The following is a 16,037-nucleotide window of genomic DNA, read 5'->3' on the forward strand; positions in this document are numbered from 1 at the left end:
GGATCCACATCGAACCTCTACCCCCGCGGAGATTCTCATGCACACTCGACCCAAGAAGGTCATGGCCACAGTCGCCGTGATTCCGGTGATCGCCTCTCTGGCCTTCATCGCCCCGCCGACCGGCGCCGCTTCCAACACCCAGCAGACCATGAGCAACGGTGGTTTCGAGCACGGCCGCACCGGGTGGGCCTCCGGCACCGCCCGCACCAGGGCGACCGTCGTCAAGCTCGGCTACCACGGCGGCTCGGCCATGAGGCTCACCAACCGTCGCAGCGGCCCGGCGATCCTGAACAGCCGCTCCAACGTGGCGCGTTCGCCCAGGGCCGGCCAGCGCTACACCATCACCGCCCTGGTCCGCTCCAACCAGCCCGGCCTGCGTGGCCGCCTGGTGCTGCGCGAGACCGCCAACGGCCGCGCCGTCAAGAACACCGCGAAGGCGTTCCGCGCCTACCGCTCCTGGCACCGCGTCAGCATGGCCGCGACCACTCGTCGCGCCGGGACCCAGCTCAACGTCCGCTTCGCGGTGGCCCGCCTGGCCAAGAGGAAGGCCCTGCTCATCGACAACGTCGGTGTGCTCAAGGTCCTGGGTGGCTCGACGCCCAACTACCCCGCCCCGCTCCCGGACCGGGTGGCCGGCAAGCTGACCAACGGCTGCGCCTACACCACCCGCGGCATCCCCGGCTCCTGCGCCGCCTACCTCGGCAGTGCCTACGGCGGCAACGCCGACCCCACGCCGTGGGAGAACTCGATGACCCAGCAGCTGGGCGTCCGCCGTACCTACTACGGCGCCAGCCAGGTCGACAAGGCCGTCTCCGTGGCCAAGTCCGACCTCGCCAAGCGTCGGCTGCCGTGGATCAGCTTCAAGCTGCCCTACAGCTGGCCCGACATGGTGGCCGGCAAGGGCGACGCCTGGGTCCGCGACCTGTCGATCAAGCTGAGCAAGCTCGACGGCCCGGTGTGGCTGGCCTTCCACCACGAGCCCGAGGGTGACGGCGACATCAAGCAGTGGACCGCGATGCAGGCGCGTCTCGCGCCGATGGTGCGCTCACTCGCCTCGAACGTGGCCTACTCGATCGTCGTGACCGGATATGACCAGTTCTTCGGCGCCGACCAGTACAGCCTGAACAACATCATGCCCAAGAACACCAAGATCGACCTGCTCGGCATCGACGTCTACCAGCGGTACGGCGCCCCGGTGAACGGCAAGATCAAGACCACGTTCAGCAACCTCGACCGTGACTACTTCGCGCCGACCAGCGCCTGGGCCAAGGCCCACGACATGGCCTGGGGCGTGGCCGAGACCGGCTACACCGACAAGGCCGCCGAAGACGACCCGTCGTGGCTCTCGACTACGTACAATCAGCTCAAGGCTCGCGGTGGCGTCGCCTTCACCTACTTCAACTCCAACCTGAACAGCACCGCCAACTGGGAGCTCGGCACTGCCGCCAAGAAGTCCCAGTACACCGCAGCGAACCGAAGCAAGCCGACGCTCTGAGCCGGAAACCCGCCGGCCGGCAGCGACCGACCGGGGGGACCAGCATTGGATGAGCGCCCGATCGACACCTACGTGTCGAGCGTCCAGGCACTCTGGCCGGGCACACCTGAGCCGCGACTTCGTCGAAGTCGCGGCTCAGGTCGTGCCGGGGCCGCAGGCAGGGCCGGACAGGAGACCGAGCTGGCGGTGCTGCCCCACGCGGGGGCGCCGCGGCTGCTGGTCCCGGTCGGGAACCCCGCCGCTGCTGCGCGGGCGATGCTGCGCTTCAGCGCCGCGCTGTCCACGGGTGACACCGTCAAGCGGATCGGCGTCTCGGCCCTGCTGCGGGGTCGCGCCGCCGCTGCCTTCCCCGACCGGATCACGGTCAGCGAACGGGTCGGATCGATGCGGGACTACCTCAGCGGGGTGTTCGGAGAGCCCGTCGACTTCAGCCTCGGACTCGGCACCGCCCGGGTCAACCGCAAGCCGGTGCTCCAGGTCTTCGACGCCAAGGGTCGCAGCCTGGCGTTCGTGAAGATCGGCGGCACTTCCGTCACCGAGGCGCTCGTACGCCGCGAGGCGGAGTCGCTGCAACGGCTCGCCGCTGCCGACCTCCCAGCCGAGATCGAGGTGCCCCAGCTGGTGCACCTCGGCACCTGGCAGGGCGCCACCGTGGTCGCGATGACCGCCCTGGAGACGTCCTTCCTGCAGCGCCCCAAGCGACAGTTCGACGTGCCGGTCCCGGAGATGCGCCACTTCGCGGAGGCCTTCGACGAGGGGACCCGGCCGCTGACGGAGTCGCCGCTGTGGGACCAGATGCTCACCGTCCAGAAATCACTGGCGTCCTCCGACGTACGTTCCCGCCTCGGGGACGCGCTCAACCAGCTCCGCCTGGCCAGCGAGGGACACCCACTTCCCCTGGGCGGCTGGCACGGTGACTGGACGCCGTGGAACATGAGCCGTCGTCGCGGCCGCCTCCAGCTCTGGGACTGGGAGCGCTTCGAGACCGGTGTGCCCGTCGGGCTGGACCGGTGCCACTACGGCGTCAACGCCATCACGCACAGCGAGGGCTTCACCCAGGCCTCGGTCCTCCGTGGCCTCGAGCTGGCCGAGGTCCCCGAGGAGCCGGGCAGCGACGAGCACCTCGTGGCGGCGACGTACCTCGCAGCCATCACCTGCCGCTACCTCGAAGGAGCCGAGTCCGAGCTCGGCGCCGCCATCGAGGACCGCAGCCGGGTGGTGCTGGACACCCTGTGCACGTGGCTCGGCATGCCGGCCCAGGCGCGCCATGGCTGACGGCAGTCCCGTACGCCGGCTGACCCGCTGGTTGCGCGCGCATGCGCCCGGCGGACTGCAGTCGTGGCTGCGCCGGTCGCTCGACCGCTGGGGGACCCTGACCTCGCGGTGGCGGCTGCAACCGTCGTTCATCATCGCCGGCGCGCAGCGAGCGGGCACCACCACGCTCTACCGCGTCCTCAGCGAGCACCCGGCCGTCGCCCGGCCCACGGCTTCGAAGGGCATCGGCTACTTTGACCTGAACTACCACAAGGGCCCACGCTGGTACCGCGGACACTTCCCGTTGGCCTGGCTGGCCCGCCGCAAGCACGGGCCGCACGCTGCGACCTTCGAGAGCAGCGGTTACTACCTGTTCCACCCGCTGGCCGCGGCGCGGATCGCCCGTGACCTGCCGGACGTGCGCGTGGTGGTGATGGTGCGCGAGCCGGTCGAGCGTGCCTACTCGGCGCACCGTCACGAGCTCAACCGCGGCTTCGAGACCGAGGAGTTCGAGGCCGCCATCGACCTCGAGGAGGAGCGGACAGCGGGTGAGGTCGACCGGATGATCGCCGACCCGTCGTACGCCAGCTTCGACCACCGGCACCACTCCTACCTGGCCCGCAGCCGCTACAGCGAGCAGATCGACCGGTTCATCGACGAGCTCGGCCGCGACCGGGTCTACGTCGTCGACGCCGACGTGTTCTTCGCCGACCCGGTCGCCGAGTTCGAGCGGCTGCGCGCGTGGCTCGGCCTGCCGTCCTGGAAGCCGGCGAAGGTCGAGCAGTGGAACGCCCAGCCCCGCACGCCGATGCGGCCCGAGCTGCGCGAGCGCCTCGAGCGCTACTTCGAGCCGTACGACGCCCGGCTGGCCGAGCAGATGGGACGAGCGCCGAGCTGGCGGACCGACCAGCAGTCAGCCCAGGGCTGAGCGCAGCCGGTCGACGACCCGCTCGCTGGCGTGACCGTCCTCGTGCGGGCAGAACTGCTCGACGAAGTGCCGATAGCGCTCGCCGAAGGTGCGCACGACGCCGTCGAGGTCGGTCAGGCTCGCGGCCAGCTCCTCCTGGGTGGCTGCCACCGGCCCGGGAGCCCACTCCTCGTAGTCGAAGTACATGCCGCGCACCTTGTCGCGGTAGCGGTCGAGGTCGGGTGCGAACAGCAGGATCGGCTTGCCGGTGACGGCGAAGTCGTAGATCGCGGAGGAGTAGTCGGAGACGAGCACGTCGGCGGCGAGGTAGAGGTCGGCGATGTCGGGATGGTCGCTGACGTCGAGCACGAAGTCGCTGCCGGGGCTGGCCGGGCGCTCCTTCACGTTGCGGTGCAGGCGCAGCAGCAGTCGCGCGCCCTCCGGCAGCGCGGCGGCCATCACGCCCGGGTCCAGCAGCACCGACTGGCGGAAGCGCCCGTCGTCGGTCTTGTCGTCGTCGCGCCAGGTGGGTGCGTGCAGCACGGCCAGCGAGCCGGGTGCGATGCCGAGCTGACGGCGGATGTCCTCCCGCCGGCTGTCGGCGCCGGGCGCGCGCAGCACGTCGTTGCGCGGGTAGCCGGTCTCCCAGACCTCGCCGTCGAACCGGAAGGCGCTGCGGAACATCTCGGTGCAGGCCGGCCCAGGGGAGACGAGGTAGTCCCACTTGGCCACGTCGCGCACCATCCGCTTCAGGTGCGCTCGGGGTTCGGTGTGGTTGTCGGTCCGCTCGTCGTGGCCGAGCAGCTTCAGCGGCGTGCCGTGCCACATCTGCACGTAGTGCACGCGGGGTCCCTTGACCAGGTGCTTGGAGATGATGTCGTTGGCGACGAGGACGTCGCTGGTCAGCAGGTCCTTGAAGTAGGCCACGCCGTGCCGCTGGACCGTGCGTACGTCGGCCGGGAACTGGTTCTCGCCCGTGGTCACCCAGAGCCGCCGCCACGACGGCTCGGAGCGGGCGAGGTGCTCGGAGAGGGCACGCGGGCTGTCGGCGTACAGGCCCCGCCAGCTCTCGAACATCACCGTTCGACGGCTCATCCGTCCGCCGACGTCTCGGGGAACAGGTCAGTCTCCAGCTCGTCCTCGGAGCTCCGGTGTTGCGGGTCCCTGCGGCGTCGGACCAGACCACGCAGGACGTCGAGCATCAGCACGCGACGTCCCCACCACAAGGCGAAGGCGTAGAGGACGAAGCACACCGCCACGACAGGGATCAGCGTGAGCAGGCTGAGGTCGACGAAGATCTCCACGCCCACGATCGGGACCGCGAAGCAGAGCACGTTGGCGACGGCGGCGACGCCTGCGGCGCGACCGAAGCTGAGGATCTTCATGGTGATCTGCACCTGGATGACCGCCAGGGTGCAGCGCGCGATCACGGCGATGGCCCACGCCAGCGCGGCCCCGGTGATGCCCATCTTCGGGATCAGGAGCAGGCACAGCCCGATGTCGAGCGCGAGCGCCAGCAACGAGTTCGCGAGGCTCAAGGCACTGCGGCCCGACATCAGCAGCAGGGTGTCGCACGGCCCGGTGGCGACCGCGAACAGCTGGGCACCGGCCATCAGCAGCACCACGGCCACACCCTGGTCGACGTACTCCTGGCCGAACAGGCTGAGGTAGACGAGGGGCGCCGCGGCCACGCCGACGTACATCGGCCAGGAGACGGCCATGCTCCACGCGGCGGAGATCTGGTAGACGTCCTTGAGGCTCTCGTGCTCGCGGTTGGCCAGCAGCGCGGTGAACTTCGGCTGCAGCACCTGCTGGATCGCCTGGGTGCCGAACTGGCCGAGCGCCACGAACCGGGTCGCGGCGGTGTAGATGGCGGCGTCCTTGGGCCCCTTCATGGCCGCGATCAGGATGATGTCCATCCGCTGGATGGCCATCTGCGAGATCCGGGTGATGCTCCTCGGCCAGGTGAAGCGCCAGAAGTCGGCCCGCAGCTCGCGGTAGCTCTTGGTCGGCTCGGTGTGCGCCATGGTGCCGCGGCGGTGCAGGAAGCGGCGGAACATGGCGGCCGCGATCAGCCCGGCCACGGCGTAGGGCACCGACCAGGCGATGGTCAGGCCGAGCAGGTTGACCGAGACCAGCGAGCCCAGCAGGACCAGCAACGGCTGGGCCAACGGCCGGCCGATCTTGTCGACGAAGACCGTGTCGCGCATCCGGCCGAACGCCCGGGTGCCGGCCAGGGTGAGCGCCTGCCAGGTGGCCAGCGGGAGCGTCACGGCCAGCACGATCATGCTCTCGGCGCCACCGTCGCCCCCGACGCCGATCAGGTCCGCGAACGGCCCGGCGAACGCGATGACCACGACAGCGATCACGAGCGACGAGATCAGCGTGGGACGGAACGCGGCGCGGATGGTCGGCGGGATGTCCCCGCGGCGGTCCTGCGCCTCGTAGCGCAGCATGAACCGGCCGAGACCGGTCTCGGTGCCGAGGCTGGTGATCGAGGCGAGCAGCAGGAAGGCCGAGGTGACGGTGAAGAACCGTCCGGCCGTCTGGGTGTCGTAGAGGTTGGTGACGATCAGCACCAGCAGGAAGCCGGTGATGCCGGTGACGGCCGCTCCGACGAGCCCGAGCGCTCCACCTCGCGCGATGTGGGTCAGGTGCCGCCGGGTGTCGTCTGCCACCTCTCGGTCGACCTCGGTCATGCCTCAGCGTGTCGGCGCGACCGGGAACGAGCCCGGCCGACGAACACCACGCCCAGCACGGAGGGGGCGGCGTTCGGGTCGTCGGCCAGGGCGACCAGGTCACCGAGGCGGGACTTGCTCTCCACGGCCTCGACCACGGTCACGTCGGTGACCATCGCCAGTGCCTGGGCCTGGGGCGTACGACGAGGGCCGGCAGCGACGACGATGATGTCGAAGGACTGGCCCAGCTCGTCGAAGACGGTCTTGATGCCCGGGCCGGTGAGCAGGTCGTCGGCCCGGGGATCGGGCTTGCCCGACGGCAGGATGCTGAGGTGGTCGGTCAGCCGCACCAGCGACTGGGCGGCCGAGCTGCCCTCGGCGAGGACGTCGGTGAAGCCGCGCTTGGTGTCCAGGTTGAGGAACTTGGTGATGTCCCCGCCCTCACCGGTGGCGTCCACGACGACGGTGCGCAGGTTGGAGGCGGCGGCGGCGTACGCCAGGCCGAGGGCGGTGCGGGGGTAGCGAGCCGCCTCGGCGGCCGCGGAGTAGAGGATGCGCACCGGCCGCCGGCGGTCGCCGGAGAGTACGGCCACGCGCAGGGCCGCGAGCCCGGAACCGATCTGGAGGCTCTCGCCGTCCTCGAGCAGGACGATGCCCTCGTTGGTGTCGAGGACCTCGTCCATCGAGACGCTGCCGAGCAGGGGGAGCCCCGACGGGGCGACGTCGTCGGCGTGGTGGATCCGGTTCTCCGAGCGCGCCCGGATGATGACGATGCCCAGGGCCAGCAGGAGTCCGGCGAACATGCCGAGCAGGGCGTAGGCCAGCAGTGCCTTCAGCGAGCTGCGACCGACGATGGCGGCGGGCGTGATGACCTGTCCGGGGTCGACCGAGCCGGTCTGCAGCTCGGCCAGCGCTGCCTGGAGCTGGCCGATCTGGCTGGTCACGCCGCTGACCTGCTCCTGGAGCAGGCTCTTCTGGGCCGGGACCGTCTCGGCGTTGGCCTTGGCGACGAGTGCGGAGAGCGCCTTGTCCTGGCTGTTGATCTGGTTCTGGATGCGCTCGGTCTTCGCGCGGGTGACCGCCTCCGACCGCGCCTTGCGGAAGTCGAGGTAGGCCTCGGCGAAGCCCTGGGCCCGGCGTACGGCGACCGCGTCGGACCCGCCGGTGTAGTTGATCGTCAGGATCTGGGTGTTGGCCGGGACGCTCACGTCGAGACCGGAGAGCAGGTCGGAGGCGGAGCCCGGGTCACCGATCCGCTCGGCCACGGCGTTGGCCACCGAGTCCGACTGCATCAGCTGGGCCTCGGTCTCGAGGTTGATCAGGTCGTCACCGCGGCCGCTGGGGTAGAACGGGTTGCCGTCGAGCGGCGAGACGAGGATGGAGGCCTGTGCGGTGTGGTCCTCGGCGCGACGCAGCCCGGCCGCCACGCCCAGGGCGGTGCCCGTGGCCGCGAGCACCAGGATGAGGACGGCGCTGCGCCGGAGGGCGGCCACGAGGGCGGCTCTCCGCGGGCTGGTCTGTTGGTCGTCGGTCACTGGACGGAGTCTCTCCATGTCGTGGCTGCTGAGCTCATGCTAGTCGGGATCAATCGGCCGGACCGGGCGAATCCCCACCTACGGCACCGAGCGGGACCGACGTGCTCAGCGCCCCCGCTTCGGGCCGGTCCCGGAGAGCCGGCCGAACCACACCGGACAAGCGTACGGGAGTATGGAGGCGCAGGTGACCGGTACGGTCCGGAACCCCGCGGAGGAATCCAGGCGAGTGCAGCGTGCTCCGGAAGCGCCCCTCTAGGCTGGCGCTCGTGAGCGACCTCGACCAGCTGCCCCGCACCCCCCTCGCGCCCGACGCCGATGACCACGAGGTGGCCGCCTGGGCCGCGACCGAAGCGGGCCACCTGCTGCTCCAGGTGCGCCAGCAGGGACTGGAGGGGCGCGAGCTCAAGGACGCGGGTGACCAGGCGGCGCACGAGCTGCTGATGAAGCTGCTCGGTGAGGTGCGGCCCGACGACGTCGTGCTCAGCGAGGAGGGCAAGGACGATCGCCGGCGCCTGCACAGCGACCGGGTCTGGATCGTCGACCCTCTCGACGGCACCCGTGAGTTCTCCGAGCCGCCCCGCGACGACTGGGCGGTGCACGTGGCCCTCTGGGAGAAGGGCGATCTCGTCGCCGGCGCCGTCGCGTTGCCCGGGCTGGACGTCACCTACGACACCGGCCGGCCGCCCGCCGTACCCCCGTCGACCGCCAGCCGGCCGCGCATCGTCGCCTCACGCACCCGACCGCCCGCGTTCGTGCAGGCGCTCGTCGAGCACCTCGACGCAGAGCTGGTCCCGATGGGGTCGGCCGGGGCGAAGGTGATGTCGGTGGTCCGCGACGTCAGCGACGCCTACGTGCACGCCGGCGGCCAGTACGAGTGGGACTCGGCGGCTCCGGTCGTCGTGGCCCGGGCAGCCGGACTCTTCACCAGCCGCGTGGACGGCTCGCCGCTCGTCTACAACCAGGACGACGTGCTGCTGCCGGACCTCATCGTGTGCCGGCCCGAGCTCTCGCAGCAGATCCTCGACTTCGTCCGCGAGCACGGCACCGACTGAGATGGGCGCTCGTTCCGCGGTGGCAGCGGTCCTCTGGGACGCCGACGGCGTGCTCCAGCAGGTGCCCGCCAGCTGGTTCGAGCTCCTCGGGCAGGCGATCGGCGACGAGCAGTCGCTGGCCCTGCTCGACCTGCTCCTCCCGCAGATGGAGGACGCGGCCCGCGGCACGGTCGCGATGACCGAGCAGCTCCCGGCCGCCCTCGAGGAGCGGGGACTGGCCGAGCACACCGACCAGGTCAGCGAGGTCTGGGGCACCATCGAGCCGCTCGAGGAGACGCGCTCCTTCGTGCGGGAGCTGCGTGCGGCCGGGTTCGGGTGCCACCTGGCCACCAACCAGGACGACCTGCGGACGTCGTACATGCGCGCCCGGATGGGGTACGACGAGCTGCTGGACCGTTGCTTCTACTCCTGCGAGATCGGTGCCGCCAAGCCCGACGAGGAGTTCTTCCACCGGGTCGCCACCGAGCTCGAGGTCGAGCTGGGCGAGCTCGTCTTCGTCGACGACACCCTCGAGAACGTGCACGCCGCCCAGGCCTGCGGGCTGCCGGCCCTGTACTGGCACCACCGCGACGGGGTCGACGCGCTGCGCCAGCGGCTGTCCGCCTTCGGTGTGGAGGCCGGCTGATGGCGTCCCCGGCGGTGGAGATCGAGGTCGACGACAAGGTCGTGCGCGTGTCCAACCCCGACCGGGTCTACTTCCCGGCGCGCGGCGAGACCAAGCTCGACCTGGTCGAGTACTACCTCTCCGTCGGCGACGGCATCGTCAACGCGCTGCGCGAGCGGCCGTGCATGCTGCACCGGTTCCCGACCGGCGTGACGGGGGAGAAGGTGCACCAGAAGCGGCTGCCGAAGGGGGCGCCGCCGTGGATGGAGACGGTGCAGGTGTTCTTCCCGCGCTGGAGCCGGACGGCCGACGAGCTGTGCGTGACCGAGCTGGCGCAGGTGATCTGGGCGGTGCAGATGAGCACGGTCGAGTTCCACCCGTGGAACAGCCGTCGCGCCGACACCGAGAAGCCTGACGAGTGGCGCATCGACCTCGACCCCGGGCCGCTGTGCACCTGGGAGACGGTCCAGCGGGTGGCGCACCTCGCCCACGAGGTGCTCGACGACCTCGGTGCGACCGGGTTCCCCAAGACCAGCGGCGGCAAGGGCATGCACATCTACGTGCGGATCCGGCCCGACCACGGCTTCAAGGAAGTACGCCGGGCCGCGCTCGCCTTCGCCCGCGAGGTGGAGCGTCGCTCCGAGGAGGTGACCACGACGTGGTGGCGCAAGGACCGCGACCCGCACGACCTCTTCGTCGACTACAACCAGAACGCCCGCGACCACACCATCGCCGCCGCCTACTCGGTCCGCGGGAACCCCATCGGGACGGTCAGTGCGCCGATCCACTGGGAGGACGTCGACGACTGCGAGCCCGACGACTTCACCATCGCGACCATGCCGGCCCGCTACGCCGAGCTCGGCGACCTGCACGCCGGCATCGACGACGCGGTCTTCGACATCTCCACCCTGCTGGAGTGGGCCGAGCGCGACGAGGAGCAGGGCGCGGAGCCGCCGGTCGAGCCGGAGGAGTGACTCCCGGAACAGAACAGGTTCCATTTTACAAGACGGGCCGTTGTGTAAAGTCAACGGCCGGTCTAGGCTCCGCGCATGAGCGTGCAGCCTGACCCGTCCTCGTCCTCGTCCGGCCAGCAGGCGGGTCCGGCCGACCCCGAGCACGACCCCACGGCGTCGTACGCCCTCGATCCGGCGTACGTACGGTCCCTGACCGCGCGGGTCGTCTCCACCACCGGCGAGTCGGTGCCGACGTACACCCCCATCACCGGGCAGCCGCTGGCGATGATCCCGCAGTCGAGCGCCGCGGACGTCAAGGAGGCCTTCGCCCGCGCCCGCCGTGCGCAGCAGGCGTGGTCCCGGACCAGCCTCGCTCACCGCTCCCAGCTGCTGCTGCGGCTGCACGACCTCGTGCTGGACCGCCAGGCCGAGATCATGGACCTCATCTGCTGGGAGTCCGGCAAGGCCCGCAAGCACGCCTACGACGAGCCGCTGCACGTCGCGCTGACCGCCCGCTACTACGCGCGCACCGCCCACCAGCACCTCGACACCCAGCGCCGGGTCGGCGTGGTGCCGGGACTGACCCGGGTCGAGGTCAACCAGGTGCCCAAGGGCGTCGTCGGGATCATCGCGCCCTGGAACTACCCCTTCGACCTCGCCCTCATCGACGGCCTGCCCGCCCTCCTCGCCGGCAACGCGGTCGTCACCAAGCCCGACGCGCAGACGATGCTGTCCGGACTGCTGGCGGCCGAGCTGCTCGAGGCAGCTGGCTTCCCGGAGGGCCTCTGGAACGTCGTCGCCGGTCCCGGTCGTGAGCTCGGCGGCCCGATCATCGAGCGCTCCGATTACCTCTGCTTCACCGGCTCGACCGCGACCGGCAAGCTGATCGCGGCGCAGTGCGCCGACCGGCTGATCGGCTGCTCGCTCGAGCTCGGCGGCAAGAACCCGATCCTGGTCCTGCGTGACGCCGACCTCGACCGTGCGGCCGAGGGAGCCGTGCGGGCCAGCTTCTCCAGCGCCGGTCAGCTGTGCGTCTCGATGGAGCGGATGTTCGTGGCCGACCAGGTCTACGACCGGTTCAAGGCCAAGTTCGTCGAGCAGACCAAGGCGATGGCGCTGCGGCCGGGCATCGAGTGGGGCTCCGACATGGGCTCGCTGATCAGTCAGAGCCAGCTCGACACCGTGACGGCCCACGTCGACGACGCGGTCGCCAAGGGCGCCACCGTGCTCGCCGGCGGCAAGGCCCGCCCCGACCTCGGGCCCTACTTCTACGAGCCGACCATCCTCGAGGGCGTCACCCCCGACATGACCTGCTTCGGCAACGAGACCTTCGGACCGGTCATCTCCCTCTACCGCTTCCACGACGAGGCCGATGCCGTGTCGCGCGCCAACGCGGGGGAGTACGGCCTGAACGCCTCGATCTACAGCAAGGACACCAAACGGGCTCGCTTGCTCGCGCGACAGATCAAGTGCGGCACGGTGAACATCAACGAGGCGTTCGGGGCCACCTTCGCCAGCCTCGACTCCCCGATGGGTGGCATGCGCGAGTCCGGCATGGGCCGACGGCAGGGCGCGGAAGGCATCCACCGTTACACCGAGTCGCAGGCGGTGGCGGTGCAGAAGCTGATCCGGTTCTCGCCGATGTTCGGCATGAGCGACGAGACCTTCGCCAAGGTGATGACCGCTCAGACGCGCCTGATGACCAAGCTGGGACGCGTCTGATGACGGGGTCGGAGCTCGACTACGACGTCCTGGTCGTCGGATCCGGGTTCGGCGGCTCGGTCACAGCACTGCGCCTGACCGAGAAGGGCTACAAGGTCGGCGTACTCGAGGCCGGCGCGCGGTTCGACGACGAGGACTTCGCGAAGACCTCCTTCGACGTGAAGCGCTTCCTCTTCCGGCCCGAGCTCGGGATGTACGGCATCCAGCGCATCGACGCCGTGCGCGACTCGCTGATCCTGGCCGGGGCGGGAGTCGGAGGTGGCTCGCTGGTCTACGCGAACACGCTCTACGAACCCCTGGAGGCGTTCTACAAGGACGCCCAGTGGCGCGACATCACCGACTGGAAGACCGAGCTGGCGCCGTACTACGACCAGGCGAAGCGGATGCTCGGCGTCGTCGAGAACCCGTTGCGCACCCCGTCGGACGACGTGATGGAGAAGGTCGCCAACGACCTCGGTGTCGGTGACACCTTCCACCCCACGCCCGTCGGCGTCTTCTTCGGCGGCCCCGAGTCGGCCAAGGGCGACCACGTCGCCGACCCGTTCTTCGGCGGGGTCGGCCCCGACCGCAACACCTGCATCGCCTGCGGCGACTGCATGACCGGGTGCAAGTACAACGCCAAGAACACCCTGGTGAAGAACTACCTCTACCTCGCCGAGCAGCGCGGCGCCAAGGTGATGCCACTCTCGACGGTGACGCGGGTGCGTCCCCGCGACGGTGGTGGCTACGACGTCACGATCAAGTTCACCAAGGCCCGCCGCAGCACCGCCCGCTCGACGAAGACGATCACGGCTGAGCAGGTGGTGTTCGCGGCCGCTGCGATCGGCACCCAGAAGCTGCTCCACCGGATGAAGGCCGAGGGTCATCTGCCCGGCCTGTCCGACCGCCTCGGCTACCTCTCCCGCACCAACTCCGAGTCGATCAGCGGCGCCATCGCCCCGGACCGGTCGATCGACTACAGCTACGGCATTGCGATCACCTCCTCCTTCCACCCCGACGCCGACACCCACGTCGAGCCGGTGCGCTACGGCAAGGGCAGCAACGTGATGGCGCTGCTCCAGACCGTGCTCACCGACGGCGACGGCCCCGAGCCGCGGTGGCAGACCTGGCTGAAGGAGATGTGGCGCGAGCGAAAGAACGTCGCCGACCTCTACGACCTCAAGCACTGGTCGGAGCGCACCGTCGTCGCGCTGGTGATGCAGACCCTCGACAACTCCATCACGACGTACCCCAAGCGCATCCCGGGCACGAAGAAGTGGCGTCTCACGTCCAGGCAGGGCCACGGCCAGCCGAACCCGACGTGGATCCCGGTCGCCAACAAGGTGGTCCGCAAGATGGCCACGATCATGGGCGGTACGGCGGGCGCGTCGATCGGCGAGCCGTTCAACATGCCGATGACCGCGCACTTCATCGGCGGCTGCGCGATCGGCACCTCTCCGGCCGACGGTGTGGTCGACCCCTACCAGCGCGTCTACGGGCACCCCGGCCTGCACGTCGCGGACGGCTCGGCGATCTCGGCCAACCTCGGCGTGAACCCGTCCCTGACCATCACCGCCCAGGCCGAGCGCGCGATGGCCCTGTGGCCCAACAAGGGCGAGCCCGACCCCAGGCCGCCCGTCGGGTCGGCGTACCAGCCCGTGCCGCCGGTCCCCCCGAACCACCCGGTGGTCCCCGAGTCCGCTCCCGGCGCGCTGCGGCTTCCGATCGTCAGCGTCAGCTAGGGGCGGCGGTTTCCCCGGGCGCCCGGGGAAACTGGACCCGGAAGGGGAAAGCAACGCCCCTCCGCCTCCAGAATTGCCCGCCCGGCCGCCTGAATTGTCGGTGTGGAGCTGGGGCCGGGTTTCCCCGGACGTCCGGGGAAACTGTGGGCTGGCAGGCAATGCTCTGCCCGCCAGCCCTGGGAACTGCCTGCCATCCCCACCCGATTTGTCGGTACGACGCCCGGCCGGCGATGTCCCGGACGCACGACGACCCCCGGTCCACCACCAGAGCCGGGGGTCGTCGCCTGTTCGCTCCTGTGAACGAGCCAGGGCCCGGCCGGGGAGGGAGGGAGGCCGGGCCCTGGGGAGTTCGCTGAGGCGAACCGGTTCGAGATCCGGCCTGGGAGGGAGCACTAGCACCGGATCTGACCGACCAACGACGGGTCCCGGGGCGGGTTATGGCGACCTGGAGAAAATCTCACGGAAAGTTTCTGGCAGACTCGGGGCACATTCGAAGCCCCGCTGAAAGGGCCCAACTTGACCGACCACGACCTCGTCCTCGTCGTCGACTTCGGAGCCCAGTACGCCCAGCTGATCGCCCGTCGCGTGCGCGAGGCCAAGGTGTACTCCGAGATCGTCCCGCACTCGATGCCGGTCGAGGAGATGCTGGCCCGCAAGCCGGCAGCGATCGTGCTCTCGGGCGGTCCTTCGTCGGTCTACTCCCCGGGCGCCCCGGCGGTCGACGGCTCGTTGTTCGAGGCCGGCGTACCCGTCTTCGGCATGTGCTACGGCTTCCAGGCGATGGCCCTGAAGATGGGCGGCGAGGTGGCGCGCACGGGCATCTCCGAGTTCGGCCGTACGCCGGTGCGGGTGACCAACCCCGGCACCCTCCTCGCCGACATCCCGGGCGAGCACCGGGTCTGGATGTCGCACGGCGACTCGGTCCAGCAGGCTCCGGATGGCTTCGAGGTCCTCGCCTCCACCGTGGCCACCCCGGTCGCCGCCTTCGAGGACGTCGAGCGTCGCCTGGCCGGTGTCCAGTGGCACCCCGAGGTGATGCACACCGAGCACGGCCAGCAGGTGCTCGAGCACTTCCTCTGGAACATCGCCGGCTGCCGTCCCACATGGACCATGGTCAACATCGTCGAGGAGCAGATCGACCGCATCCGTGAGCAGATCGGCGACTCCGGCCGCGCGATCTGCGGGCTGTCCGGTGGCGTCGACTCGGCGGTCGCCGCGGCCGTCGTACAACGCGCGATCGGGGACCGCCTCACCTGCGTCTTCGTCGACCACGGCCTGCTGCGCAAGGGCGAGGCCGAGCAGGTCGAGCGCGACTTCGTCGCCGCCACCGGCGTCGACCTGCACGTCGTCGACGCCCAGAAGCGCTTCCTCGACGCACTGGCCGGCGTGAGCGACCCCGAGGAGAAGCGCAAGATCATCGGGCGCGAGTTCATCCGGGTCTTCGAGGCGGCCGAGGCCGACGTGCTCCAGAAGGCGGCGGTCGAGGAGGGCCAGAAGGTCGCGTTCCTCGTCCAGGGGACGCTCTACCCCGACGTCGTCGAGTCCGGCGGGGGAGCGGGCGCCTCCAACATCAAGTCCCACCACAACGTCGGCGGCCTGCCCGACGACCTCGAGTTCGAGCTGGTCGAACCGCTGCGCACCCTGTTCAAGGACGAGGTGCGTCTCGTCGGCGAACAGCTCGGCCTGCCGGCCGAGATCGTCTGGCGGCACCCGTTCCCCGGCCCCGGCCTCGGTATCCGCATCATCGGTGAGGTCACCCGCGAACGCCTCGACATCCTCCGCGAGGCCGACGCCATCGCCCGCGAGGAGCTCACCCGCGCCGGCCTCGACCGCGACATCTGGCAGTTCCCCGTCGTGCTCCTGGCCGAGGTGCGCTCCGTCGGGGTGCAGGGCGACGGACGCACCTACGGCCATCCAGTCGTGCTCCGCCCGGTCACCTCCGAGGACGCCATGACCGCCGACTGGGCGCGCCTGCCGTACGACGTGCTCGAGACCATCTCGACGCGCATCACCAACGAGGTCCGCGAGATCAACCGAGTGACCGTCGACATCACCAGCAAGCCACCCGGCACCATCGAGTGGGAGTGACCCACCCCGGCTGACTCCGACCGGGAGT

The 16,037-nt window shown here is 70.2% G+C and carries 12 protein-coding genes; 9 read left to right on the forward strand and 3 right to left on the reverse strand.

Features of this window, described 5'->3' with window-relative positions; translation table 11 throughout:
• Nucleotides 1-37: 37 nt before the first annotated feature.
• The 3 genes from H976_RS0101140 (at nucleotide 38) to H976_RS0101150 (ending at nucleotide 3,677) form a co-directional block, all read left to right on the forward strand.
• On the forward strand, nucleotides 38-1,495 hold the full coding sequence (locus tag H976_RS0101140) for a hypothetical protein (RefSeq protein WP_027860026.1): 1,458 nt from the start codon (nucleotides 38-40) through the stop codon (nucleotides 1,493-1,495).
• 186 nt (nucleotides 1,496-1,681) lie between these two features.
• A complete protein-coding gene (locus H976_RS23900; protein WP_051275913.1) occupies nucleotides 1,682-2,770 on the forward strand; it encodes a hypothetical protein in 1,089 nt (362 codons plus the stop codon).
• Entirely contained in the window at nucleotides 2,763-3,677 is a 915-nt protein-coding gene (locus H976_RS0101150; RefSeq protein WP_081682572.1) for a sulfotransferase, read from the forward strand. The genes H976_RS23900 and H976_RS0101150 overlap by 8 nt, the downstream gene beginning before the upstream one ends.
• On the opposite strand, the gene H976_RS23905 is transcribed toward H976_RS0101150, so the two are convergent.
• From H976_RS23905 to H976_RS0101165, 3 genes are read right to left on the reverse strand one after another with little or no spacing between them, the layout of a single operon-like run.
• On the reverse strand, nucleotides 3,663-4,751 hold the full coding sequence (locus H976_RS23905) for a CDP-glycerol glycerophosphotransferase family protein (protein WP_036223895.1): 1,089 nt from the start codon (nucleotides 4,749-4,751) through the stop codon (nucleotides 3,663-3,665). The two genes, H976_RS0101150 and H976_RS23905, sit on opposite strands and share 15 nt — an antisense overlap.
• Complete coding sequence (locus H976_RS23910) at nucleotides 4,748-6,355, reverse strand: lipopolysaccharide biosynthesis protein (protein WP_051275917.1); 1,608 nt, start codon at nucleotides 6,353-6,355, stop codon at nucleotides 4,748-4,750. The genes H976_RS23905 and H976_RS23910 overlap by 4 nt, the downstream gene beginning before the upstream one ends.
• Entirely contained in the window at nucleotides 6,352-7,869 is a 1,518-nt protein-coding gene (locus H976_RS0101165; protein WP_027860028.1) for a hypothetical protein, read from the reverse strand. The genes H976_RS23910 and H976_RS0101165 overlap by 4 nt, the downstream gene beginning before the upstream one ends.
• A 266-nt stretch (nucleotides 7,870-8,135) precedes the next feature.
• Between H976_RS0101165 and H976_RS0101170 the strand changes: the two genes are divergently transcribed.
• The 6 genes from H976_RS0101170 (at nucleotide 8,136) to guaA (ending at nucleotide 16,009) form a co-directional block, all read left to right on the forward strand.
• A complete protein-coding gene (locus H976_RS0101170) occupies nucleotides 8,136-8,921 on the forward strand; it encodes a 3'(2'),5'-bisphosphate nucleotidase CysQ (RefSeq protein WP_231388758.1) in 786 nt (261 codons plus the stop codon).
• Nucleotide 8,922: 1 nt separating this feature from the next.
• Nucleotides 8,923-9,546: an HAD family hydrolase gene (locus tag H976_RS23915; RefSeq protein ID WP_051275919.1), complete on the forward strand. Its 624-nt coding sequence runs from the start codon at nucleotides 8,923-8,925 to the stop codon at nucleotides 9,544-9,546.
• Complete coding sequence (gene ligD, locus H976_RS0101180; RefSeq protein WP_027860030.1) at nucleotides 9,546-10,499, forward strand: non-homologous end-joining DNA ligase; 954 nt, start codon at nucleotides 9,546-9,548, stop codon at nucleotides 10,497-10,499. Before H976_RS23915 ends, ligD begins: the two co-directional genes overlap by 1 nt.
• A gap of 75 nt (nucleotides 10,500-10,574) precedes the next feature.
• Complete coding sequence (locus H976_RS0101185; RefSeq protein WP_027860031.1) at nucleotides 10,575-12,200, forward strand: succinic semialdehyde dehydrogenase; 1,626 nt, start codon at nucleotides 10,575-10,577, stop codon at nucleotides 12,198-12,200.
• Nucleotides 12,200-13,921, forward strand: a complete 1,722-nt coding sequence (locus tag H976_RS0101190) for a GMC oxidoreductase (protein WP_027860032.1) — start codon at nucleotides 12,200-12,202, stop codon at nucleotides 13,919-13,921. Before H976_RS0101185 ends, H976_RS0101190 begins: the two co-directional genes overlap by 1 nt.
• Before the next feature lie 516 nt (nucleotides 13,922-14,437).
• Entirely contained in the window at nucleotides 14,438-16,009 is a 1,572-nt protein-coding gene (gene guaA, locus H976_RS0101195) for a glutamine-hydrolyzing GMP synthase (protein ID WP_196803911.1), read from the forward strand.
• Nucleotides 16,010-16,037 lie beyond the last annotated feature (28 nt).

It is taken from the genome of Marmoricola sp. URHB0036 (assembly GCF_000426045.1).
Lineage (GTDB): Bacteria > Actinomycetota > Actinomycetes > Propionibacteriales > Nocardioidaceae > Marmoricola.

Excerpts from the sequence above, each read along its gene's own strand:
- H976_RS0101190 (WP_027860032.1), top strand. The coding sequence starts at position 12,200 with ATGACGGGGTCGGAGCTCGACTACGACGTCCTGGTCGTCGGATCCGGG.
- ligD (WP_027860030.1), top strand. The coding sequence starts at position 9,546 with ATGGCGTCCCCGGCGGTGGAGATCGAGGTCGACGACAAGGTCGTGCGC.
- H976_RS0101185 (WP_027860031.1), top strand. The coding sequence starts at position 10,575 with ATGAGCGTGCAGCCTGACCCGTCCTCGTCCTCGTCCGGCCAGCAGGCG.
- H976_RS23915 (WP_051275919.1), top strand. The coding sequence starts at position 8,923 with ATGGGCGCTCGTTCCGCGGTGGCAGCGGTCCTCTGGGACGCCGACGGC.
- H976_RS23905 (WP_036223895.1), bottom strand. The coding sequence starts at position 4,751 with ATGAGCCGTCGAACGGTGATGTTCGAGAGCTGGCGGGGCCTGTACGCC.
- H976_RS0101140 (WP_027860026.1), top strand. The coding sequence starts at position 38 with ATGCACACTCGACCCAAGAAGGTCATGGCCACAGTCGCCGTGATTCCG.
- H976_RS23910 (WP_051275917.1), bottom strand. The coding sequence starts at position 6,355 with ATGACCGAGGTCGACCGAGAGGTGGCAGACGACACCCGGCGGCACCTG.
- H976_RS0101150 (WP_081682572.1), top strand. The coding sequence starts at position 2,763 with ATGGCTGACGGCAGTCCCGTACGCCGGCTGACCCGCTGGTTGCGCGCG.